Source organism: Stenotrophomonas sp. BIO128-Bstrain, from assembly GCF_030128875.1.
Taxonomy (GTDB): Bacteria; Pseudomonadota; Gammaproteobacteria; order Xanthomonadales; family Xanthomonadaceae; genus Stenotrophomonas; species Stenotrophomonas bentonitica_A.
Map to the genome: position 1 here is coordinate 3,273,972 of NZ_CP124620.1, position 22,218 is coordinate 3,296,189.

Annotated in this window: 18 protein-coding genes; all 18 read right to left on the bottom strand. The window is 69.0% G+C overall.

Features of this window, described 5'->3' with window-relative positions; all coding sequences use genetic code 11:
- Positions 1 to 61: 61 nt before the first annotated feature.
- On the bottom strand, positions 62 to 4,543 hold the full coding sequence (locus tag POS15_RS15045; RefSeq protein ID WP_284128375.1) for a cellulose biosynthesis protein BcsC: 4,482 nt from the start codon (positions 4,541 to 4,543) through the stop codon (positions 62 to 64).
- The gene (bcsZ, locus tag POS15_RS15050) at positions 4,525 to 5,688 is read right to left on the bottom strand and encodes a cellulose synthase complex periplasmic endoglucanase BcsZ (RefSeq protein WP_019182526.1); all 1,164 of its coding nucleotides are present in this window, start codon (positions 5,686 to 5,688) and stop codon (positions 4,525 to 4,527) included. Before bcsZ ends, POS15_RS15045 begins: the two co-directional genes overlap by 19 nt.
- A 2-nt stretch (positions 5,689 to 5,690) precedes the next feature.
- Entirely contained in the window at positions 5,691 to 8,030 is a 2,340-nt protein-coding gene (bcsB, locus tag POS15_RS15055) for a cellulose biosynthesis cyclic di-GMP-binding regulatory protein BcsB (protein ID WP_019182527.1), read from the bottom strand.
- Positions 8,027 to 10,177, bottom strand: coding sequence for a UDP-forming cellulose synthase catalytic subunit (bcsA, locus tag POS15_RS15060; RefSeq protein WP_019182528.1), 2,151 nt, complete (start codon positions 10,175 to 10,177; stop codon positions 8,027 to 8,029). Before bcsA ends, bcsB begins: the two co-directional genes overlap by 4 nt.
- A gap of 100 nt (positions 10,178 to 10,277) precedes the next feature.
- A complete protein-coding gene (locus tag POS15_RS15065) occupies positions 10,278 to 10,640 on the bottom strand; it encodes a hypothetical protein (RefSeq protein WP_019182529.1) in 363 nt (120 codons plus the stop codon).
- A gap of 24 nt (positions 10,641 to 10,664) precedes the next feature.
- Entirely contained in the window at positions 10,665 to 11,123 is a 459-nt protein-coding gene (bcsD, locus tag POS15_RS15070; protein ID WP_284128376.1) for a cellulose biosynthesis protein BcsD, read from the bottom strand.
- Between the two features lie 247 nt (positions 11,124 to 11,370).
- On the bottom strand, positions 11,371 to 12,549 hold the full coding sequence (gene pncB, locus POS15_RS15075; protein WP_284128377.1) for a nicotinate phosphoribosyltransferase: 1,179 nt from the start codon (positions 12,547 to 12,549) through the stop codon (positions 11,371 to 11,373).
- Positions 12,550 to 12,655: 106 nt separating this feature from the next.
- Positions 12,656 to 13,492 carry a glycosyltransferase family 2 protein gene (locus POS15_RS15080; RefSeq protein ID WP_284128378.1) on the bottom strand — a complete coding sequence of 279 codons (837 nt, stop codon included), beginning with the start codon at positions 13,490 to 13,492 and terminating at the stop codon, positions 12,656 to 12,658.
- Entirely contained in the window at positions 13,489 to 14,355 is an 867-nt protein-coding gene (locus POS15_RS15085; protein WP_046272737.1) for a glycosyltransferase, read from the bottom strand. The genes POS15_RS15080 and POS15_RS15085 overlap by 4 nt, the downstream gene beginning before the upstream one ends.
- 115 nt (positions 14,356 to 14,470) lie before the next feature.
- Entirely contained in the window at positions 14,471 to 16,672 is a 2,202-nt protein-coding gene (gene gspD, locus POS15_RS15090; protein WP_070471697.1) for a type II secretion system secretin GspD, read from the bottom strand.
- A gap of 9 nt (positions 16,673 to 16,681) precedes the next feature.
- Positions 16,682 to 17,476, bottom strand: coding sequence for a general secretion pathway protein GspN (locus POS15_RS15095; protein WP_284128379.1), 795 nt, complete (start codon positions 17,474 to 17,476; stop codon positions 16,682 to 16,684).
- Positions 17,466 to 18,209 carry a type II secretion system protein GspM gene (gene gspM, locus POS15_RS15100; RefSeq protein ID WP_254665259.1) on the bottom strand — a complete coding sequence of 248 codons (744 nt, stop codon included), beginning with the start codon at positions 18,207 to 18,209 and terminating at the stop codon, positions 17,466 to 17,468. Before gspM ends, POS15_RS15095 begins: the two co-directional genes overlap by 11 nt.
- Positions 18,184 to 19,332: a PilN domain-containing protein gene (locus POS15_RS15105; RefSeq protein ID WP_284128380.1), complete on the bottom strand. Its 1,149-nt coding sequence runs from the start codon at positions 19,330 to 19,332 to the stop codon at positions 18,184 to 18,186. The genes gspM and POS15_RS15105 overlap by 26 nt, the downstream gene beginning before the upstream one ends.
- A complete protein-coding gene (locus POS15_RS15110; RefSeq protein ID WP_046272732.1) occupies positions 19,329 to 20,192 on the bottom strand; it encodes a type II secretion system protein GspK in 864 nt (287 codons plus the stop codon). Before POS15_RS15110 ends, POS15_RS15105 begins: the two co-directional genes overlap by 4 nt.
- Positions 20,189 to 20,827 (bottom strand): type II secretion system protein J, encoded by a 639-nt coding sequence (locus tag POS15_RS15115; protein ID WP_026069676.1) that lies wholly within the window; start codon positions 20,825 to 20,827, stop codon positions 20,189 to 20,191. Before POS15_RS15115 ends, POS15_RS15110 begins: the two co-directional genes overlap by 4 nt.
- Positions 20,824 to 21,240, bottom strand: coding sequence for a prepilin-type N-terminal cleavage/methylation domain-containing protein (locus POS15_RS15120; protein ID WP_070426591.1), 417 nt, complete (start codon positions 21,238 to 21,240; stop codon positions 20,824 to 20,826). Before POS15_RS15120 ends, POS15_RS15115 begins: the two co-directional genes overlap by 4 nt.
- Positions 21,237 to 21,722, bottom strand: a complete 486-nt coding sequence (locus POS15_RS15125; RefSeq protein WP_102789000.1) for a GspH/FimT family pseudopilin — start codon at positions 21,720 to 21,722, stop codon at positions 21,237 to 21,239. The genes POS15_RS15120 and POS15_RS15125 overlap by 4 nt, the downstream gene beginning before the upstream one ends.
- A gap of 24 nt (positions 21,723 to 21,746) precedes the next feature.
- Positions 21,747 to 22,178, bottom strand: coding sequence for a type II secretion system major pseudopilin GspG (gene gspG, locus POS15_RS15130; RefSeq protein WP_019182542.1), 432 nt, complete (start codon positions 22,176 to 22,178; stop codon positions 21,747 to 21,749).
- Positions 22,179 to 22,218: the final 40 nt, after the last annotated feature.

Consider the following 22,218-nt stretch of genomic DNA (forward strand, 5'->3'; position numbering starts at 1 on the left):
GCGGGACGCCCGCGGCCAGGTAAAGCCTGGCAGCGGGCCGGTCATCAACGCATGACGGTAATCATTCACCCGACGCGTACGGCGAGCGCAGCGGCTGCGGCTGCTTGCCCAGCCCGGCGCCGAGGCGGTCGAGCAGGAAGCGCAGGTACAGGCTGGTACCGAACTGCCGGTAGTCACGCGCGTTGTTGAACTCCATGCGCCCGCCCAGGAACAGCTGCGAAGACAGCTGCCATTCGGCCGCGGCGCTGAGGTTGTAGGACACGCCGGTCTTGGTCTGGCCGGTATAGACCGGGTCCACGTACTCGGTGGTCAGTCCCAGCAACGCAGCCATCGAGGCGGCCTCGTAAGCAGCCTGCTGCATCGCCGGATCGGTCGGGAAGTACGGCGCAGCGTCTTCCTTGAAGTGCTGTACGCCGACGCTGGTATCCAGCTGCCACGCCACGCGGCCGCTGGAAGTACGCCCGTTCCAGTGCACCGGGAAGCCGACATCCACATAGCGCTGCGGACTGAAGTAACCGCCATGTCCGTAGGTGAAGCCGCTGAGGTTGCGGTCGTACTGCATCGCGGTCAGGTTGAGGCCGGCGGTCAGCGACTGGTTGTCGGTCTCCAGGGCGTGCACGTAGACGCCCACGCCAACTTCCTGGCGATCGTTGTCGGCCACGTTCTCGCCTTCCAGGCGATGCCAGGACGCGCTGGCGTAGCCGCCCAACTGACCGTTGTCGACGGTCGCGGCGAGCTTGGCGCCGCTCGCGGTCACCCCGCCCCAGCGCAGCCCGTTGCGCCCGTCTTCCACGCCGGCGAAGGACAGCAGGCTGTCGGTCACCGCACGGCGCGAGGCCTCACCGGACCAGGTCAGCGCATCGCCGATCTGACCGCGGTAGCCGATGCCGCCGACGATCTGGGTGTCATCGAAGCCGAGCGGCGTGCTGCCGACATCGGCGCGGAAGCCACCCCGCTCATAGCCCACCGAAACACCGGCGCCGCTGGCATCCTGGGAGCTCATGCGGCGGGCACCGGCGGCATTGGCCACCATCGCGTACAAAGTGTCCTGGAACGCCTGCGGTGTCTGTGAGCCACCGCCGCCCTGGGCCAGCGTCTTGAGCTGGGCCTGCTCGGCCGCGCTCAGCCCGCGCACCAGGCCGGCATTGCCCAGTACCTGGGTGGCGATGTCGCTGATCGGGGTATTGGCCAGATCGCGGCTGAGGATGTAACTCGGCAGCGGATCGGCGAACAGCAGCGCACGTGCGGCAGCGGCCCGTTCGGCCTGGGTGAGCGAACCGTCGGTCTGGTTGAACAGTTCCTGGTAACGACCGTTGTCCAGCGCGCGGTCGTAGATCAGATTGCGGGTCGCGTTGCTCTCGCCACGGGTCAGCAGCGTCTGGTACAGCGACGAGCCGACCAGGTCATCGACCGGTGTGCGGTCAGCGGCCAGTGCACCGGCCAAAGCGGCCTGCGGGCCACCGCCGAAGCGGCTGGCACTGGTGTATTCCGGATCGGGGCGCCCGGCATCGAGCACGGTCGGGGTGATTGCCACCTTGAGCTTGCCGTCGCCGACCGCGAACTGCCCTTCCAGCGGCACCTGCAGGTCATCGAGCTGGCCCATGCCGGCTTCGCCAGCGCGGGTGCGATACGCCGCGCCGACCGCCAGGCTGCTGCTGTTCTCGGCCTTGAGCGCGCGCAGTTCGTCGAGCACGCCGTTGCCGGTGGTGGCTGGCGGCAGCGGACCTAGCGCGGTATTGCGCGAGGCGCGCGGCGCACTCGCCTGGCTGGGCACCTGGCGCGAGCCGGGCACCGGCAACGGCAGGGCGACACCGCCGCTGGCCGCAGCCGTCGCCATGACCGGTTCCGGCAGGCCATCGGCATCGATTACTGGAGTGACGCTTGCCGGGCCCAGGCTCATGCCCATCGCCGGGCCGGCGTCCATCGGCAGGGGTTGGGCAGCCAGGCGGGCAGTCGCGGCCGGCAGTGGCAGACCACCATCGCGCAGCGCTGCGGTACGGGTGCCACCGCCACGGTTGAGACCGGCGAACGGATTGAAGCTGCCACCGCTGGCCAGCATCGCGGTGCTGGCCTGCGGGTAGCCATTGTCGAGTTGGCCGCTGCCCTTCGCGGCGGCGGCCAGCGACGCGCGGAAGTAGCTTTCGGCGCGGCGGTTCTTGCCGGCCGCGCGATACACGCGCCCTGCCGCCGCCAACACATCCGGCGACTCCGGCGCCTGCTTCAGCGCGCGCTCCAGATACTGTTCGGCCAGATCCATGTCACGCATCGCCGCGGCACTGCCCGCGGCGGCAACCATCGCATCCAGATCGCCCGGTGCCAGCTGCAACTGCTGCTGGTACAGCGCCAGGGCTTGGCCGTTGTCGCCTGCGGCGGCATACAGGCGCGCCAGGGCCGCGATATTGCGCGGGTCCTGCGGGCGCTCGGCCAATGCCGGGGCCAACACCGCGTACGCGCCTTCAAGATTGCCAAGCTCCCGCAGGGCATCGACCTGGCGCAGCACGTAGCCGCTGCGCAGATCGTTCAAGCGGGTCTGCTGGCTGGCCGAGAGCGGCACGTCGGCGAGCTGGCGCAGGATCGCGGCGACCTCGCCATCGCGACCGGCGCGCAGCAGCACCGAGGCATATTCCAGGCGGTTGTCGACGCTGGGCGAACCGCCTTCGATCAGGCGCTGCGCCAGCACGAGGGCGCGCTGCTGGCTGCCGATGTCGGCGTAGGCACCGGCCAACGCGGCCACGATGGCCGGGTTCTTGACCCGGTCGCCGAGTGCGGCTTCGGCGCGGGCCAGCAACAGCTGCGCTTCGCCGCTGCGCTGGCGCTGCATGAGCGAGCGCGCCTGGGCGGCCTGCACCTGCACCCACGCGGTGTCGTGCAACGCGGTCATTTCCGAATCACGCGACGCGGTGGGAATGCGTTCCAGCAACGCATACGCGCGCGGCCAGTCACTGTTCTCCTGAGCGAACAGGGCCTGCGCATACAGCGAGGTCGCCGAGCTGTCGTCCAGCGCGCGCAGCCCTTCGATGACACCATTGGCCTGGTCCGGACGACCCGCGCGCGTGTACAGGCGCGCCAGTTCCAACCGCAGCCATGGGTCACGCGGCTGCACCAGCAATGCATCTTCCAGCTCGATCTGCGCCATCTCGATGCTGCCCTCGGCCAGCGCCTGCTGCGCGCGGGCACGCGCCAGGTTGGCACGCAGCACCGACTGGCCGCCGGCACTTTCCTGCTGGGCCGGGGTCAGCCGGTCGAACAGTGCGGCCGCTTCATCGGCGCGGCCAAGACGACCAAGCAGGCCGACCAGGCCCTGCAGCGCACCGGCATTGCCGGCATCCAGTTCCAGTGCCTTGCGGTAGCCGCGTTCGGCCGCGGCCGGATCGCTCCCGCTCTGCAGGTCGGCCAGCGCGACGTAACCCGCAGGCTCCTTCGGCTGCAGCGCGATGACCTGCTGCACCCGGGCGATGGCATCGCCGCTGGGCTGGCGACGCACCTCCTGCAGGGTCAGCCAGTAGCGCGCGGCATCGGCCGCGCTGCGCCATTTGCCGTTGATCGCAGCCGCCGGGCGCAGCAGTTCATTGGCTTCGCCGAAGCGCTCCTGGCGCAGACGCACAGAGCCCAAGCCACCGAGTGCCTCGGCATCGCGCGGACGCGCGCGCAGCACCTGGGCGAAACGGGCTTCGGCCTGGGCCAGGTTGTTGCTGTCCAGGGCACGGAAGCCCTCGCCCAGCAGCCGCTGGTTCGGGTCCTGCGGCACCGGACGGTTGGCGATGGCCTGTTCACGCAGCTGCGCCTGCTTGGCCGCCACCTCGCGATCGTTCGGCACCACGTCCAGGAAGGCCTGGTACAGCGGTGCATCGGCGGTGGTGGCGTTGAGCCACAGCAGCGCCTGGCGCCAGGCCGCACGCGCGGGGCCGGCGGTATCGGTGGCCTGGCTGAGCGTACGCAGCTGGGCGATGCCCTCGCGGCGGGTGGGCTCGCGGTAGGTCAGCACCTGAGCCAGCGCCAACTTGGCCGGGTTGTTGTTGCCGGTGGCGATGCGGCGCAGGCCATCGCGCGCGCGCGTCCAGCCTTCCGGCGTACCGGCCAGCACCTGGTAGTACTCCAGCGCCAGATCATTGGGCGGACCGCCTGCGCCGAAGGCCTCGTCATAGGCACGTACCGCTTCGACATAGCGACCGGCCGCCGCCGCGCGACGCGCGGTCTGCAGCTGGTTCCCGCCACCGCCACCGCCGAGCGCCATGCGCAGGCGCGTGGTCTGCGCCGAGGACGGATGACGCGCCTGCAGCTGCTGCAGTCGCTTCTGCGCCTCGGCACGGCGGCCCTGGTTGAGGTCGATCAGGCCCAGGCCGAGCAGTGCATCGGCCTGGTTGGGATCGGTGGCCAGCAGCTTGCGCCAGGCATCGGCGGCCAGATCCTCGCGGCCCTGGTCCTGCCAGTAGTTGCCTTGGCTGACCAGTTGCTGCGTCGACGACGCGTTCTGCGCGAAGGCCGGCACGGTCAGCACGCACAGGCCAACCAGGCAAAGAGGTGTCAGGGTCTTGCGGAACATGGCGAACTCCACGCGGGCAGCAGTCGCCCATCGGCAGAAAAACGGTAGCGGCGATCCATCCAGCCCTTGCCGAACAGCACCAAGGCACGATCGTAATAGTTGAGGGTGCCGGCGGCGGGAATCCGCGCCAGCTGCGCTTTGGCCAATGCGGGCTGGCCAAGTGCACTGAGATACGGCAGCAGGGCGGCTGCAAAGCCCGGTGACGGCGTACCGGTGCCCACCCCAAGCCGTGTGTCGATCTTTTCGGCAAAGCCGCTCTGCGCGCGCAACATCGATGCCGGCCCAGACAGGCCGTCAAGCAAGGTGCGCCGCAACGGATCGGCCGGATCGGTCATGCCTGCCCACAGATAGCAGCGGATCGCATCGTAGCTGCCGATCGCGCCCTTGCCCGGGTCGGCTACGAAGGCCTTGCCGTTCCAGGCGATCCAGTCCGGCGCGAACCCGACCGGCGCACTGGCACGCGTCATCGCCACGCTGCGTTCGGCCAGCCGCGCCCACGGGCCACGTGCATCGACGGCGGCAAAACGACGCAGCACGAACAACGGCAGGTAACTCGGGTTGAGCGTCCAGCGGTCGGCCTGCACGAACCCGCGGTTGCCGGGCAGCAGCATCGGGCCGAAGCCGGGCAGCTCGACGACTTCAGCCGTGCGCATCAGCGCCAGCGTCTGCCGGCCGGCTTCGACCAGCCCCGGCCGTTTCCACAAGCGGCCCGCTTCAAGCAGCGCGTAGGCGATCCACAGCTCGCCGTCAGCGGCGGTGTTGGGGTCGAGCACGCGGAACTGGCCATCGGCGGCACGCCCCCACAACCACGCAGGCAGATTGAGGTCGGCACGGCCGCGGCACAGGTGGCGGCGGGTCCAGGCCAGGATACGGTCGAACAGCACTGGATCGTTGTCCACCAGTGCGAAGAACAATCCGTAGGACTGCGATTCGGAGGTGCTGCGCAGGTCGGTATTGAGATGATCGACTACGCGGCCATCCGGCTCGATATGCCGATCGACAAACGCACGCCACTCACGCCACGGCGTGCCGCAGGCCTGTGCCAGAACGTCGAGCGGCAGCACGGCGGCAGCACCAGCGGCCGCCATCGCCTGCAGGAAGCGACGGCGCGCAGGCGCCGGCGCGGGGACGGACGGGTCGCGCATGCTCAGCCGGACATCCCGATGCGTGCCCTGGCGTTGCGCTTGAGCAGCCAGCGCGCGATCAGCGCCAACAACAGGCAGGCCAGGCCGACGAGGGCGCCGAGCAGCAACGGGCTCTGCGAGAAGTACCAGCGCAGCCAGGTCAGCGGCGGCAGGTGGCCGACGTAGTAACTCTGGTTGCCGGCCAGGCTGCGCACCTTGTCCTTCTGCAGCAGCACCACGCTGCCCTGGAAATCGCGCAGGCGGTCCGGATCAAACCACGCTTCGAACAGCCGGTTGACCTGGGCCGGGTCATCGGCCATCACCGCGATCACACTGCGGCCCTTGCGCAGGGGCGACTCGAAGCCCATCAACACGACGTCGCCGGCATCGGGACGCACGGAGACCTCGGCCGTGGTGGGCAGATCGGTGCGGCGCGCATCCGGCGACAGGAACGAGGGCATGCGTTCAAACACCCAGTCCGAGAGCTGCACGCGGCGCGACTGCCCCGCCTCGCCGATCGGCAGGTGCGCCGCCCATTCGCCGAACAGCGGCTGGCTGCGGCGCGAGCCCAGCACCACCAGGTCCTGGTCGGCGTGCTCGCCGACCTGGCGCGCGGCGATGATGCGGTTGCGCAGCGCCGGGTAGCCGGTCGAGGCACCCATGCGGCCGAGCAGGGTCAGCACGTTGCCGACGTCATCGGCGTTGGGGTTGTCCGGCAGTACCAGCACGGTCTCGGACAGATCGGCCAGGCGCGTGAACGGGTAACCGGCGTTGCCGAAGGCGGCCAGGTTGGGCATCGCCATGTAATGGTCGAAACCGCTCAGGTCGATGCTGGTATCGCCATCGATCGCCGCGGAGACATCCGGGAAGGTGTTCTTGCACTCGGCTGCCTGCGGGCGGTCGAAGAAGAAGTGGAAGCGCAGCTGGCTGTTGGACGAGAACGGTCCGGTCGGCAGCATCACCTTCTGCTGGATCGGCATCGCGCCGGGTGCCTTGAGCTTGTTCCACACCATGTCCGAGACCGAGCGCGGTGCCGGCCGACCGTTCAACGGAAGGGTGGTAACGAAGGCGTCGTTGATGCTGATGTTCAGCGCCGACTTGTCCGCCCCTTCGGGCAGCGTATAGCGGTAACGCAGGTCCAGTGGAATGCCGTCGCGGCGCCACACGAACAGATCCGGCGGCAGCTGCAGGCCGATGCGGATCAGGTCCGGGTGGTAGCCGACGACGTTCAACTCGCTGGTCTGCCGCACCAGTTCGGACACGCGCACGGGCCGGTCGCTGGGAATCCAGTTCGGCGCGTCGTACGGCTTGCGCGGCGCGATCTCCTTGAAGTCCCCGATGCTTGCGGTCGGGCCGGACAGCGGCGCGCCCAAGGTCAACGCGGTGGCGGCGATGCGCAGTTCGGCATCATCGCGACCCAGCACCAGCAGCAGCTTGCCGTTGGCATCGTTGGGGTTGGCGATCACGGCCAGGGTCGGCCCGCTGATGTCGGGCAGCACCAGGCCGGCCGGCGGATTGCGCGGGGTGGCCACGACCACCGCATTGCCTTCCATCGGCACCGTATCGATCGAGGCCGGGAACAGCGCGCCACGGTAACCGGCCAGTGCACCGAACCACGACGACACGATGCCGGCCGACTGCAGCAGGCCCTGCCCCGGCTGGCCGGTGAACACGAACGGAAGTTCCAGCCGGTTGGTGTCGCGTGCGTCGAAGAACGGCACCGGCAGCAGCGACAGATCATTGGTCAGCTGCAGCGGCGCCCAGCCCAGCTCCAGGTAGCTGGCGCTGTCGATGTTGGCCCACAGGCTGGTGTGATCGGGATCTTCGCACTCGCGTGTGTAGTGGCCGATCAACTGCAGGTTGATGCGGTTGTAGTCGATGATCATGCGCGGGTCGATATCGATATCGCGCTCGATCATCCGGCCGGCCTGGTCCACCGGCGTCGGCAGGGTCGCCACGGTGACGTCATTGACGGTCACCTTCAGGTGCGACAGGTCTGGCAGCAGCGCTGGCGAATAGCTGTATTTCAGATGCAGCGATGCGCGGTCCACGACCTGGTCGTTGCGGATCGAGAACGGCACGCCGGCCGTGCCCTGGATGCCGCGCAGGGTGATCTCATAGTCGATGCCGAGCTGCTTGAGCGTGGAGCGGCTCTGCCGGGTCCCTGCAGCCGGCGTGGCGGGCATCATCGGCGCGGCGTCTGCCGGGGTGGTCGCTGGCACGGCAGCGGGCGCTGTCGCGGGCACGGGCGGGCTCTGCGCATAGACCGCCCCGCACAGCAGGGTCAGGGTGAACGCCACCGCTGCGGCGGACGGGCGCGGCAGGCGCACCGGGCGGAACAGGGAACGGTGACGACGGGTCATGCGGAATCTCCGGTGCGCGGCGGCGTGGGGGCATCCTTGCGGCCGCCCGCGAAAACGAACTGGCCCAGGCGGTGGAAGCCGCGCATGCTGGCCTTGAGGACGTCAGTGGTGGAACGCAGGAAGGTGTCGCGGTCGTGGCGGCCCCACAGCTTCACCCAGATGTCGGCACGGGCGAAGGTGGACGTGACCAGCCAGCGCTCCTGCTCCAGGCTCAGCTCACCGAACTGGATGCTGATGCCCTGGTCGTCGCGGTCATGCCGCACTTCGGCCGGCAGCCGCTGGCTGCGCTGGCGATGAGCCAGCTCGACCTCCACGCGCGTGCCCGGCTGCACCGGCTGTGCCTGGTCCAGGCGGATCGCCATGCCACCGGTGGAGAAGTTCAGCGTGCGGCACGGCAGCGCCTGGCCATCAGGCAGGTGCAGCACGGCGCGCATGTTGAGCGGCACCCGGTGCGCGCGGCGGATCTGGCGCTGCTCGCTGGAGGTGGCGATCACCGCCCCGAGCATGATCATGTTGTAGACGGTCCACCCCAGGTTCAACCAGATCGTATTGACCTCGCCACTGGTCTGGGCCATCACCATCCGCACGATGCCGGCGATCACGCCGGCCAGGTTCAACAGCAGCAGCAACAGGTACGGGCGGGCGATCTGCGCATCGAAGTAGCTGCGCTGCACCAGGCCGCCCTTGGCGGTGACGTTGAACTTGCCCAACTTGGGGTTGATCACGGCCATCAGGGTGGGGCGCAGGATGTACCAGGCCAGCGTGGTCTCGTATACCTCGTTCCACAGCAGATGGCGGTGCTTGCCCTGCACGCGCAGGTTGGTCAGGTTGGCCATCACGATGTGCGGCAGCGCGTAGGCGAGGATCATCAGCGCCGAGGCGTGGATGACGTGCGCACCGAAGAACAGGAAGGCCAGTGGCGCGGTCAGGAAGATGATCCGCGGCAAGCCGTAGAAGAAGTGCAGCATCGCGTTGGTGTAGCAGAGCCGCTGCACGAAGCTCAGGCCCTTGCCGAACATCGGGTTGTCCACCCGCAGGATCTGCGCCATGCCGCGTGCCCAGCGGATGCGCTGGCCGACGTGCGCCGACAGGCTCTCGGTGGCCAGGCCGGCCGCCTGCGGCACGGGGATGTAGGCGCTGCGGTAGCCGGCACGGTGCAGGCGGATGGCGGTATGCGCATCCTCGGTCACCGTCTCGATCGCCACACCGCCCACTTCCTCCAGCGGGGCACGCTTGATCACGGCGCAGGAACCGCAGAAGAAGGTCGCATTCCACTGGTCGTTGCCGTCCTGCAGCAGGCCGTAGAACAGCTCGCCCTCGTTGGGCACGCGACCGAAGTTGCCCAGGTTGCGTTCGAACGGATCGGCTGAGAAGAAGTAGTGCGGGGTCTGCACCACCGCCATCTTCTCGTCGTGAAGGAACCAGCCCATCGACATCTGCAGGAACGAGCGGGTCGGCATGTGGTCGCAGTCGAAGATCGCCACGTACTCGCCACTGGTCTTCTTCAACGCCGCATTGATGTTGCCGGCCTTGGCGTGGTTGTTGTTGGTACGGGTGATGTATTGCACCCCGACTTCTTCGCAGAACGCCCGGAACTCGTCGCGGCGGCCGTCATCGAGCAGGTAGATGTTGAGCTTGTCGGCCGGCCAGTCCAGCACGGTCGCGGCGAGCACGGTGGTACGCACCACCGAAAGCGGCTCGTTGTACGTGGGGATCAATACGTCCACGCTCGGCCACAGCGACTGGTCTTCGGGCAGCGGCATCGGCTTGCGGTGCAGTGGCCATGCCACCTGGAAGTAGCCCAGCACCAGCACGATGAAGGAGTACACCTCGGCGGCCACCAGGCCCAGGCCCAGGGTGAGGTCAACGAAGCTGCTCATGCCCATGGTGTCGGTCAGGCGCCAGTACATGTAGCGCGTGGACATCACCAGCGACAGCCCCATCAACACCAGCGGGATCAACCGGTTCTCGCGGTTGCGCAGGCACAGGGCGATCAGGAACACCACGGCCGAGAACAGGAACTGCTGGCCGATCTCCATCGGGACGGTAACCACAAAGGCCAGCAGCACGGCGCCGCCGACCGCCAGCGCGAGCAGCGCCAGGCGGGCCAGAATGGCATCCCCTCTCGGGGTGGATGACTTGCTCATGATGTTCCCCCAACACGGCCGCAGATCGCGGCATCCCCTTGCATCAGCCGGTCCCGTTGCCGCACCCGGCTGGGCGCGACGGACGATCACCGACTACGTTTCAACCCTGGCGCAGACGGCTCAGCGGGCTGTGCCCCGGCGTGGCGCTACGTGCCTCCGCCAGGCGCTGGAACAACTGCTCCAGCGGTGTCTTGCGCCCCGGTGCGGCCGTGACCGGCGTCTCCACGGGGATCGCCTGGGCCGGCGTGGTCACCGGCGCGAGAGTGACCGCAGGCGGCAGGTTCGTCGCGGCCGGAATCGGCGGCGGCACCTCATCGCGCGGCTTGGCCACCGTGCTCACGCGGGACTGGCTGTGGGAGAAATCCCGGTAAGCGCGCGTGTCATCGCGATCCCCCAGGCGGTTGAAGAGACCAGCCACGTCGTCGTGGCTCTCGGCATCGGCAGGTTGCTGAAACTTGCTCATGGCACCATCGAAAGGGGGAGAGGGTCAGAACACACGCGACAGCGTGTAGGTAGCTACATCGGGATGATCACTCTGCAGATAGCGCACATCCAGCACCGACATCATCCCGGCGGCCCGGAACCACTGGCGGTACACACCTTCCAGAAATCCAGTGTCCCACCCGGCCCGGGCGCCGAGGACGGCTGACAGCGGCGAGGCGGCGTGGTGGATGCGGACCTGTTCGGGGGCTTCCTCGAACACGACCTGCCCCCATTCCGTCGAGGACCACACCGCATTGGCCGCCTGCTGCAGTTCATCCAGTGTGGCGACCGCCGGCAGCGCATGGTCACGGCCGAAGCGCTCACCGATACTCGCCATCAACCGCGACAGTTCGGCATCGGGCAACGCACTGTCGAACTCTTCGCAGAGCGCCAGCAGGAAGCCGCGCCACTGGCGTGAGCACGCGTGGGTCCGGTAGTAATCGAGCAATGCTGATGACTTCATGTGGAAAGCCTAGACGAACCACGATGCAGAGGCGGTATACGGGCAATTACCGGCATCGATGTCGGTCAAAAGTGTGAACTACGCCTCACAATATTGTGGCACATCTGGCTTTCCTGCATAGCGAGCGCCCTGCGTCGCTTCCTGACCCGCCGCGTCACCCGCCACCGCTTCGCTGAACGGATGTGCGTACCGGGCCGCGCCGGCGCCGGAGCCGGACGGCGGCCAAGGGTGCCAGCCGGTGCCGGGGTCAGGCCTCGGCCGGCAGCTCGAACACCTGCCGCAGGTAGGCCAGGTACCCCGGGTCATCGCACATGCTCTTGCCCGGCGAATCGCTCAGCTTGGCGACCGGCTGGCCGTTGCAGCGGACCATCTTGATCACGATGTTGAGCGGAGTCGGGCCCAGGTCGTTGGTCAGGTGGGTGCCCACCCCGAAGGCCACCTGGCAGCGGCCGCGGAAGTAATCGAACAGCTGCATGACCTTTTCGATGTTCAGCCCGTCGCTGAAGACCAGCACCTTGCTGCGCGGGTCCACGCGGCGGCTGTGGAAGTGCGCCAGCATGCGGTCGCCCCAGGTGAAGGGGTCGCCGGAATCATGCCGGACGCCATCGAACAGCTTGCAGAAATACATGTCGAAGTCGCGCAGGAAGGCCTCCAGGCCGACCACATCGGACAGCGCGATGCCCAGGTCACCGCGGTACTCGCGTGCCCACGACTCCAGCGCCGCCACCTGCGAATCGCGCAGCCGCGGGCCGAGCGCCTGGAAGGCCTGCAGGTACTCGTGGGCCATGGTGCCGTGCGGGGTCATGCCGTACAGGCGGGCGAAGTGCACGTTGCTGGTGCCCACGAACTGCGCGCCCAGCGCATCGCGCAGCATCGGCAGCATGCGCCCGTGCCACTCGCGCGAGTAGCGCCGGCGGCTGCCGTAATCGGCGATCCGGCACAGCTCGAAACCGGGCGTATCGCGCAGCAGCGCGGTCTTGGCCTGCAGGCGGCGCTCGCCCTCGCTGAAGTCCGAATCGGTGGTATTGCGGAACCAGACCTCGTTGATGATCGCCAGCAGCGGCACCTCGAACAGGATGGTGTGCAGCCAGGGGCCGGTGATGTCCAGCTCGATCTCACCCGGTGCGGTGGCCGAGGGGCGCAGCGCGATGTACTTGCGGTCCAGGTGGAACAGGCCGAGGAAATCGGCGAAGTCCGGTTTGACGAAACGCAGGCCGCGCACGTAGTCCAGCTCTTCGGGGCTGAAGCGCAGGCTGCACAGGTGGTCGATCTCGGCGTTGATCTGGTCGATGAACTGCGCCAGGTCGATGCCCGGGGTCCGGCACTTGAACCGGTACTGCACCTGCGCGCCGGGGTACTGATGCAGCACCGCCTGCATCATGGTGAATTTGTACAGGTCGGTGTCGAGCAGGGACTGGATGATCATGCAGGGGATTATGCGCCTGCCAGGGGGTCCGACCAACGCCCGGCCCCCTCGGGGTGGAATGCGTTACCGGCACGCATCGCGCCTGGGCGCATGCGGTGCGCGGGCGCTACCGGCGGCGCAGCAGGCGCGGGACCTGCACCAGCGCGTGCGCCCAGATCGCGCCCCACACCGCGCAACGCACCGGCCAGGCACGCTGTGGTGCCTCGAATTTCTGGAAGTACCGCCACAACCCGCGATGCTTGTGCCACTCCACGAAGAATGGCCGCGAGCGGCTGGAGACGCCGCGGACATGGGTGACCTGCAGGTCGTTGGCGATCGCGATCACCGCGCCGGCCTCACGCGCGCGGCGGCACAGGTCCAGGTCCTCGGCGTGCAGGCGATAGCCGGCATCCCAGCCGCCGATCCGCTCGAACAGCGCACGCGGCATCAGCAGCAGCGCGCCGGACAGGGCCGGCACGACCTGAAGCGGCTGGCGGCGATCGACCGGGATCGCCAGCTTGCCGCCCTGCCCCGGGCGGCGCAGCATCGCGGCGAAATCCGGGTCACGGCGGCGCACCGCATCGTCCGGGCGGCCGTCTTCGTCGACCTGTTCCACGCCCAGCAGGCAGTCGCCCAGCGGCAGCGCGCGTTCGCGCAACAGGGCCAGGGTATCGGGACCGACCATCAGGTCCGGATTGATGAAGGCCAGCCACGGTGCCTGGCTGTCGGCCACGCCCTGGTTGTTGGCGGCGGCGAATCCGGGGTTGTCCGGGTTGGCGATGAAGCGCACCCGCGGATCGGCGCTGGCGTGGCGCTGCACGATCTCCAGGGTGCCATCGGTGGAATCGTTGTCGACCACGCGGATCTCGGCGATGTCGCGCGCCTCGCGCAGGCGCAGCAGGCAGGCATCCAGCGTGCTGGCGCTCTGGTAGCTGACGATGATGGCGGCGATGGCAGGACTCAAACGGGCGGCTCCGGGGCGGCAGTGACAGGCGGCGCGAACAGATCGCCCTGCGCCTTGGGCATTATCGCCTGCCGGTGATGCTGCTGCAGATCGTGGCGTGCCTGCTGCAGTGGGTCGGCCATCAGGAAGCCCGCCAACCGCGGCGGCCAACCGGGCCAGCGCGTGGCGAGCGCGTCCATGTCGCCCTCGCCGGTCACGCCTTCGGCCACGCGGGCGACGAAGGCGGTCTCGCACAGCGCGTTGCGCCAGCCGAGCCCGGCCATGCGCAGGCTCAGGTCGATCAGCGCGGCATTCCACGAGGCATAGCTGTGCATGTCCAGTCCGCCGGCCCTGCGCCGCGCATTGCCGCGCAACAGCACTGCATGGGTCACGGCACACGGCAACTCCGGATGCAGCGGCGGCATCGCCGCGCAGGCCTGCGCCAACGGGGCCAGATCCAGGTCATCCGGTAATGGGTTGATTTCCCCCAGGCGCGGCCAGGCCGCCGTCTCGCCGGCGTTGCACCACGGCGTGGCCGAGCCGATCGAGGCATCGCGGGCCAGGCAGGCCTGCAGCTGCTGCAGCCATCCCGGTGCCGGAATCGCGTCCGGCGCCAGCACCACCACATCGGCCCCGGCGCAGGCAGCCAGCATTTCATCCAGATGGGCCACTTCGCCGATGGCGCGGGCACGGCGGGTGTACTCGGCCTGCAGCGGGGTGTGCGTGAGCCAGTGCTCGATCACGGCCTGGGCGCGCGGCCCGGCCTGGCCATCATCGGCCAGCCAGAGGGCGGTCCCCGGCGCGGTACCGGCATCCAGGGCGGCCAGGCAACGGTCCAGCGCGGCATCGTCGACCCCGATCGGCAGCAGGACGACCGTGCTCATGCGGACCTCTGCGTACTGCCGTCTTCGCCGTGTCGCTGTGTCATCGCGGACTCCCCTGGGCGGGGCCAGCGTAGCAAGATCGGCCCCTGCGGTGACAGCCGGGGCCGGGCAGCACTCAGCGCTTGCCCTTGTGCTCGGGGAACGGCTCCATCGCGCGGAAGCGGCTGCTGTACTCGTCGGTCAGGTTGCGCGACTCCTGCGCGTTGCGCACGATGGTCGGGGTCAGCAGCACGATCACTTCGGAACGCCCGGACTTCTTCGTCTTGCTGCCGAACAGCGCCCCGATGACCGGGATCCTGCTCAGGCCAGGCACACCATTGGCGCCATCATCGTCGGAGTTGGTGATCAGCCCGGCAAGCATGATGGTGTCGCCACTCTGCACGGCCGCTTCGGTGGAGATCTTGCGGGTATTGATCGGCGGGTTGCAGGTGGTGCGGGTCGGGTCGCAGCCGCTCGGGATCGCGCCGGCCGAACTCACCTCCTGCACGATATCCAGAAACACCACGCCATCGCGGGTGATGCGCGGGCGCACCTTGAGGATCACGCCGGTGTCCAGGTACTGGACCTGGCTGTAGGTGTTGTCGCCGCCGATGCCGGTATTGACCGAGACCGAGTTGATCGGGATCTGGGTGCCGACGTTGAGGGTGGCTTCGGCGTTGTTGCGCACGAACAGCGACGGCGTCTGCAGCAGCCGCAGGTTGCTGACCTTGTCCAGTGCACTGACCACGGCGGCGGCATTCTTGCCGAGGAAGGTCCAGCCCACCCCGCCATCGCCGACGGTGCCGGAGATGCTGCCCCAGATCGAGCGACCCAGAGCACTGGGCAGGTCGATGCCACTCTCGGTCTTGCCGGTGGTCACGGCCTGTTCGAAGAACCAGTTCACGCCGTAGCTGAGGTCGCCGGTCAGCGCGACCTCGGCGACCTGCGCTTCGATGTGCACCTGCATCGGCATCACGTCGAGCTTCTCGATCACTTCGCGGATCGAGCGCCAGGCCTGCGGGGTGGAGCGCACCAGCAGGGTGTTGGTTTCCTCCACCGCCGAGACGCCGACCGTATCGCCCTGCACTTCCAGGCTGAAGCTGGCGTTGCCGGACTGGCGCTGCGGCAGGTTCATCGTGCCATCGCCCAGCCCGCCGCGGCTGCTCCCCGTGCTGCTGCCGGTGTTGGAAAAATTGCCGTTGGTGTTGTTGTTGCCATCGCGGCTGCCGATATCCATCGGCGAGGCGCCCGGCGCCAACGAACTGCTGCCACGGCCACTGCGGCCATTCTCGTTGGCGAAGGCTTCGGCCAGGCGTTCGGCCAGGTCCTTGGCCTTGACGTAACGCAGTTCATAGGAGAACAGCCGCGCATTGCCGCCGGCGGTATCGATGCGGTCCAGCCACTGCTGGATCTGGTCCAGGTAGCGCGCCTGCGGGGTGATCACCAACACCGCATTGGCATTCTCCAGCGGCAGGAAGCGGAACATGCCGGCGCTGGGCGTCTTGCTCTCCTCGCCGAACACTTTCTCCAGATCGGCGGCAACCTGTTCGGCCTTGCCGGACTGGATCGGGAACACGCCCACGGACATGCCCGAGAGCCAGTCCACGTCGAAGATCTCCACCGTGCGCAGGTAGTTCTCCAGCTCGCTGCGGGTGCCGCCGAGGGTGATCACGTTGCGGCCGTTGTCGACGTTGACGATGGCATTCGGGCGCGCGTAGGGCTCCAGCACCTTCTTCATTTCGGTGGCCGAGATGTACTGCAGCGGCACCACGCGCACTTCGAAGCCGCGCGCATTGGCCGGCGACGCCGTGCTCGGCGAGACCGTACCGGCCAGTGCCTGGTCGGCGGGCACGATGTTGTAGCGGCCGGCGCTGTAGACCATGCGCGCGTTGTTCCAGCCCAGCACCATTTCCAGCAGGTTCAACGCCTGCGCCGAGGAAACCGGCTTGGGCGTGGCCAGGGTCACGGTGCCCTGCACGCCCGGCGCGATCACGTAGTTCTGGCCCAGGAAGTCACCGAGGATCGCCTTGACCACCGCGTGCACCGATTCGCCTTCGAAGTTGAAGGTGGCGTTGCCGGTGGAGGCATTGCCCAGCGACGGTTGCGGCGCGGCCGCGGCACTGCGGTTGATCATGGTGCCGGTGCCACGGCGGATCACCGCCTGCGGGGTGCCGGCGCTGCCCAGCGGCTCGGCCTCGACGCCTTCACGGGATCCGTCGCCGGCGACCACCTGGTGGCTGTCGAGCACCGCATCGCGGCGTACCTCGGGCGCGGGCACGGTGGTGCAGCCCACCAGCAGGGCGACAAGGAAAGACACGGGAAAAAGGCGCAGGGTCATGCTGTCACTCTAAGGGTTGTGGCCGGAGCCGCCCGCGGGCGGTTGCTGCGACTGCTGCTGTTGCTGTTGCTGTTGCTGCTGCAATTGCTGGCGACGCGCCTGGATGCGCTCGCGGATCGCCTTCATGTCGGCTTCGCTGGGACCCTGCGCGTTCTGCGGGGGGGCCCCCGCATTCGATGGCGTCGCTGCCTGCGGCGCAGGTGATGCGCCCGGCGCCGGTGCGGGCATCGCTGCGGCGCCATTGATCGGGCGCGCGCCGGCACCGGCCGGAGGAACCGCGGTGAGCGGCGTAGCGCCCAGCACCGTCGGTGGTTCACCGCCCTGCCCATTGAACACCGGCAATTCCAGGACCTGCGTGCCACCGGGGCCACTGACGGTGGCGCGACGCGGTTCCAGCGCGAGCAGCTGCCAGCCGTTCACCGCTTCACCATTCAGGCGCAGTCGCAGCGACTGGCGCTGGTCGGTGGTCAGGATCGCCATCCCGAAACCCGGTGTAAGCAGCACGCCGGTCAGTGACACGCTGCTGGCGGTGCCCTGTTCGGTGCCACCGAGCAGGTACGGGCGCGGTTGGCGATCTTCGGCGAACAGCGGGCGGGCGCCGATCTGGGCATAGGTGCTGGCCGAGCTCATCCGCTCGGGCGCGGCGGGAGCCAGGTGGGGCAGCGGCGCAGGGCCCATATCGCCGTCCGTGGCCGGCGCGATGCGCTGGCCCAGACCGAACAGCGTGGCGATCCAGATCGCCAGCGCCCACAGGGCGATGCCGCCCAGCCACCAGGTCCGCAGGCCAGCTGCTTCAAGCTTCATGCTGGGCCTCCCCGGCAGCGTCCGGTGCGGGCGCGGGCTCGGCTGCATCGCTGGGCGGGGCCGCATCCGGGCCAACGTCCTGCCCGCCGTCCTGCCCGGACGGCGGTGGCAGTGGGGCCGGCGCGGGCGCGTCAGGTTCCAGCGCTGCGCCCGGGCGCAGATGACCGACCAGTTCGAAGGACACATCCAGGCCGGTGCCGGTTTCGCTGGGCGACTGCTGGAAGCGCTGCGCGAGCAGGTTGAGGTTCTCCACGAACAGGCGCGGGCTGCCGGTCTCCAGCGTGTGCAGCACGGCCGCCATTTCCGGCACGCCGCAGCGCAGGCGCACCTGCAGGGCCACACGCGGGAAGGCAGCCTCGCGGTTGGCATCGGGCAGCGGGGTGCGATTGCTGATCGTGCAGCTGCGGTTGCCCGGGCTGGCCGACGCCACCGCATCCTGCAGGCGGCTGGAGAGCGCCGCGGCGGCCGATTCGGCAGTGGCCTCGCGCAGGAAGCCAGGGCGGCCCTCGAGGGCGGCCTGCACCTCGCGCAGTTGGGTGGCGATCTGCCCGCGCTGCGCCAGCTGCGCATCCACGCGCTGTTGGCGCTCCTGCACGGCGGCGATGTCGGCATTGATCGCCAGCAGGGGGCGGGTCAACCACGGGTGCACGAGCAGCAGGTACGCCACGGCGATCACCGCCAGCAGCAGGCCAAGCGCGAGCCAGCGATCACGGCGCGTCGGTTGTGCTGCCATCGGCAACCTCCTTCGCGGGCGGGGCCGCACCGGGCAGCGGCTGCAGCTCGGCCGTCAGCGTGAAACGGTCGTGGCCGCTGGTTGCCCCATCGGCCTGCAGCACGCCGGTCAGGTTGACCTTGCGCCACAGCGGCGAGTCCTGCAGCAGCGGCACCAACTGCGAGGCTTCGCGGCTGAGCCCGATCAACTGCAGTGTGTTGCCTTCGATCGAGAGTTTTTCCAGATAGGTGCCATCGGGCAGCAGGCGGGTCAGCTCGTTCCACAGTTCCACGGTACTGGCATGCTCGCCGCGCCGGCCTTCCAGGAACGCGGCGCCTTCGACCAGGCTCTGCAACTGCTGGCGCTCGGCCGCGACCCGGCGCGCATCACGCGCGGCGTCATCCACCTGTGCGCGCAGCTGGTCCGCCGCGGCCTGGCGGTTGTCCAGCAGCTGGTGGCCGGCCAGCGCGAGCAGCACGATCGTGCTCGCGGCCAGGAGCCAGTTCCAGCGGGCCATCGGGTCGCGATAGGGCTGCCGCTGCGCCAGCGGCAGCAGGTTGACGTCGAGCGGCCGGTCAGCGGCATCCACTGCATCGACGCCGGCCACCGCCTGTGCCCATGGCCCGGCCTGCTGCGCCCACTGGTCCAGCTGCGCGCGCGGGATCACCACCAGCTCGACCTGCAGCTGGCCATCCGGCAAGGCGCCGAGCTCGCGCACGTCATAGCTGACCTGGCTGGCATCGAACGGGGTCTGCCGATCGATTTCGAATCCGACCACATCGCGCAACCGCTCGGCGGCGGCCGCCGGCAAGCGCAGCGGACGGCGCAGCACGCTCCCGACCGGCAGCAACCAGTGCCGGGGCAGGCTGCGCAGGCGCGCATCGAGCACGCCATCGAGCGCGGCGGGCGGGACGGGCCACGGCAGCTCCGCGATGGCGTCGATCTGCTCGCCGGTCTGTCGCTGCAGGCGCAGTACCTCGCCCTCGCGCAGCAGCAGCAGGCGCGAACGCGACCAGCCCATCGCCCATTGCCACCGCACCGGCAGCCAGGCCAGCAACGACTGCCGCCACCAGCGCAGGCTGCTGCCCACGCCCGGCGACACGCGCCCGCGGGCCCGCACCAGACTGTCACGCCATGCCGTCATCTTGCTGCCATTCCCTGTTCCCAGCGAAGTACTGTGTAAGCCGTTCCCGGCGTGCCTGCCGACCCCATCCGCACCACGGCGCGCAGTACCGATACCCGGCCGCGTTCGTCCGTGGCGCGACTCTCGATACTATAGGTGCCACTGCCACCTGCAAGCGGCGCGACCGGCAATCCAGCTTCATCAGCGGCGGCCGCGCGTTCGCGTTCGGCCAGCAGGCGCTCTGCATCCAGCCCCAGTGCGGTCAGCACCGGGCCCGCGGCAACGCGCGGGTCAGGCCGTGCCTGGCGGCTGTACAGGGTCAGCATCGGCTCGATCCGCGCATACAGGTCCGCCTCCATGCCGAGCACGCGCTGCAGCTCGCCGACCGTCTCATAGCGCGCGTTGCGTGCGCCGTAGGGCAGCCCGGCGGCGAGGTAATCGGGCGTCTCCGCGCCGCCACCGGGCTGTTTGAGGCTGTCCGCGTCACGCCAGTCGACGATGGCGCCGGCCAACTGCTGGGCGCGCCCGGGCTCCTCCCCCATCGCACGCAGGAACGCGTTGAGCAGGCTCACGTCGGCCAGGTTCAGATTGATCTTGCCGTTCTCATCGAGGATCGTCAGATCGATCCGGCGCGTATCGAACGTCCACCGGTAGCGGCGGCCATCGGCAACCCAGGCCGGCTGGGCGGCGCGCGGCTGCAGGCGGTGCAGCGCGTACTCCAGCCCTGCGCGCGCGTACTCCTGCCCGATGGCATCGTCACCGATCACGCGCTGCTGCATGTGCTCCACGCGCGCGCTCAGGGCGAACGCGCCGACCACCGCGGTCAGCAGGGCGATCAGCCACAACACCAGGACGAGCGCGGCGCCACGTACCGGCCTCATGGGCGATCCCCACGTGACGGTGGCAGCGCGGCGATCATCGGCGGCCAGGCCGGCCCCTGCAGCGGCACGATCTCGATCGAGACCAGCAACGGCAGGCGGCGGGTGTCATCCCAGCGGTCCAGCCACGGCGTCAACTGACCAGTGCGCGGGTCGGTGCCGCGATAACGGAAGCGCACCTCGCGCAGCTGATCGGCCAGCATTTCCGGCGGGCGTGGCGGATCTTCCTCGATCGCCTCGCCGTTCTGCAGCAGGGTCAGCGCGACCTCCAGCTGCTCGGCGCCCGCGGCGTGGCGGACCTGCAGCTCGTGTGCATACGGCCCGCCGCGACCCAGATAGCCCGGCAGATCCGAGACGAACAGCATGCGCTGCGGCTCGCCCATGAAATACACCGGATCGCGGGTCGGGTCCGGCGGGGTGGTCGCGATCACCAGTGCGGTGGACAGGCGCCGCCGCAGGAAACCTTCCACCGCGCGCATGCGCTCGTTCTGCGCGGCCATGCGCTCGCCGCGTTGGCTGATCGCCATGGCCGAGCGCACGGTGGCGAAGGCCAACGCCAGGCCGCCGACGAGCAAGGCGGTCGCCAGCAGGATTTCGATCAGGGTGAAGCCGGCGGCCCGGCGTGCGCGTGCTGTCATCGTGGTGCGCCCGGCACCGGCGGCAACAGGCGCAGGCTGCGCCATTGCAGCTGCTCGCCATTGCCCTCGCCCCAGCGTACCTGCAGGGTGATCTGTGCCAGGGTCGGGCCGCCAACGTCCACCGTGACCGGACCGGTAGCGCTGCGGGGCTCCTGGTAGGGCGCCACCTGCAGTTGCCAGCGGTACCTGCCCTGCTCCCACTCTCCCTGCGTGCTGCCTTCCTGCAAGGGGCTTTCCACCCCCGTGCTGGCCAGCAATGATTGCGCATACAGTGTCGCGCGGCTGCGCACGTCGGCCTGCCCGACCTGGCGCGCCGCGCCGGACAGGCTGCCCAGCAGCAGGGTCAGCGCAAGCGCCAGCAGCGCGAAGGCGATGATCACCTCCAGCAGCGAATACCCACGCTGGCGCCTCATCGGCCCTCCCGGCGCGGGCCGGCACGCACTTCGCCGGTGATCCAGCCCACGTGGATGTCCCAGGCTGCGCCCCGCGTGCTCACTTCGATGGTGCCGCCACTGGCGGCGCCGTCGGCGAAGAAGGCGATCGCGCCCTGCCCGGGTGCGGCACCGAGCTGGCCGGCGCCACGGAACCGTACATCCAACGCCGCCGGAATCTGCCCGTGGCGGCCGTTGGCCGCCTGCCACGTCCGCGCACGCGGGTCGATCACGAAGCGCTGGGTCTGCCCGGTAGCGATCGCCTGGGTACGCGTGTAACGCAGCTGGGTGGCGATTTCCTTGCCGGCATTGCGCAGGCGCATGCCGTCGATGCCGCCGTTCATCGCGGTGGCGGTGACCACGCCGATGATGGCGATCAGCGCGACCACCAGCAGCATTTCCAGCAACGACAGGCCACGCGCATGCATGCCCGTGGGCACGCGGCGCGGCGGTCTGCTCGGCATGGACCACAGTGCTCCCAATGCCGATTACTCGTACCGGATGTCCGCGTCGTAACTGCTGCCGCCCACCTTGCCATCCTTGCCCAGGCTGATCAGGTCGTACGGCTGGCCTTCGCCCGGGACGCGGTACTCCAGCGCGTGGCCCCACGGGTCGTTGAGATCGGCCGGCTTGGCGTACGGACCGAGCCAGCCGGCACTGCCGCTGGGCTGGGTGACCAGATCCTCCAGCTTGGCCGGCAGCTTGCCGGTGTCCAGCTGGTAGTTGTCGATCTTGCCGGCCATGGTCTGCACCTGCGCCTTGGCGATGTTGGCCTTGCCGCGGTCGGCGCCGCCGAGCACTCGGCTGCCGACCAGGGTCAGCACCGCGCCGATCAGCACGATGACGATGATGATTTCCAGCAGGCTCATGCCGGACTGGTGGCGCGCGGAAGAGAAGCGGGTCAGGCGGCGGCGTTGCATGTGGCAGGCTCCTTGCATCGAATCGTAGAGGTGTTGACCA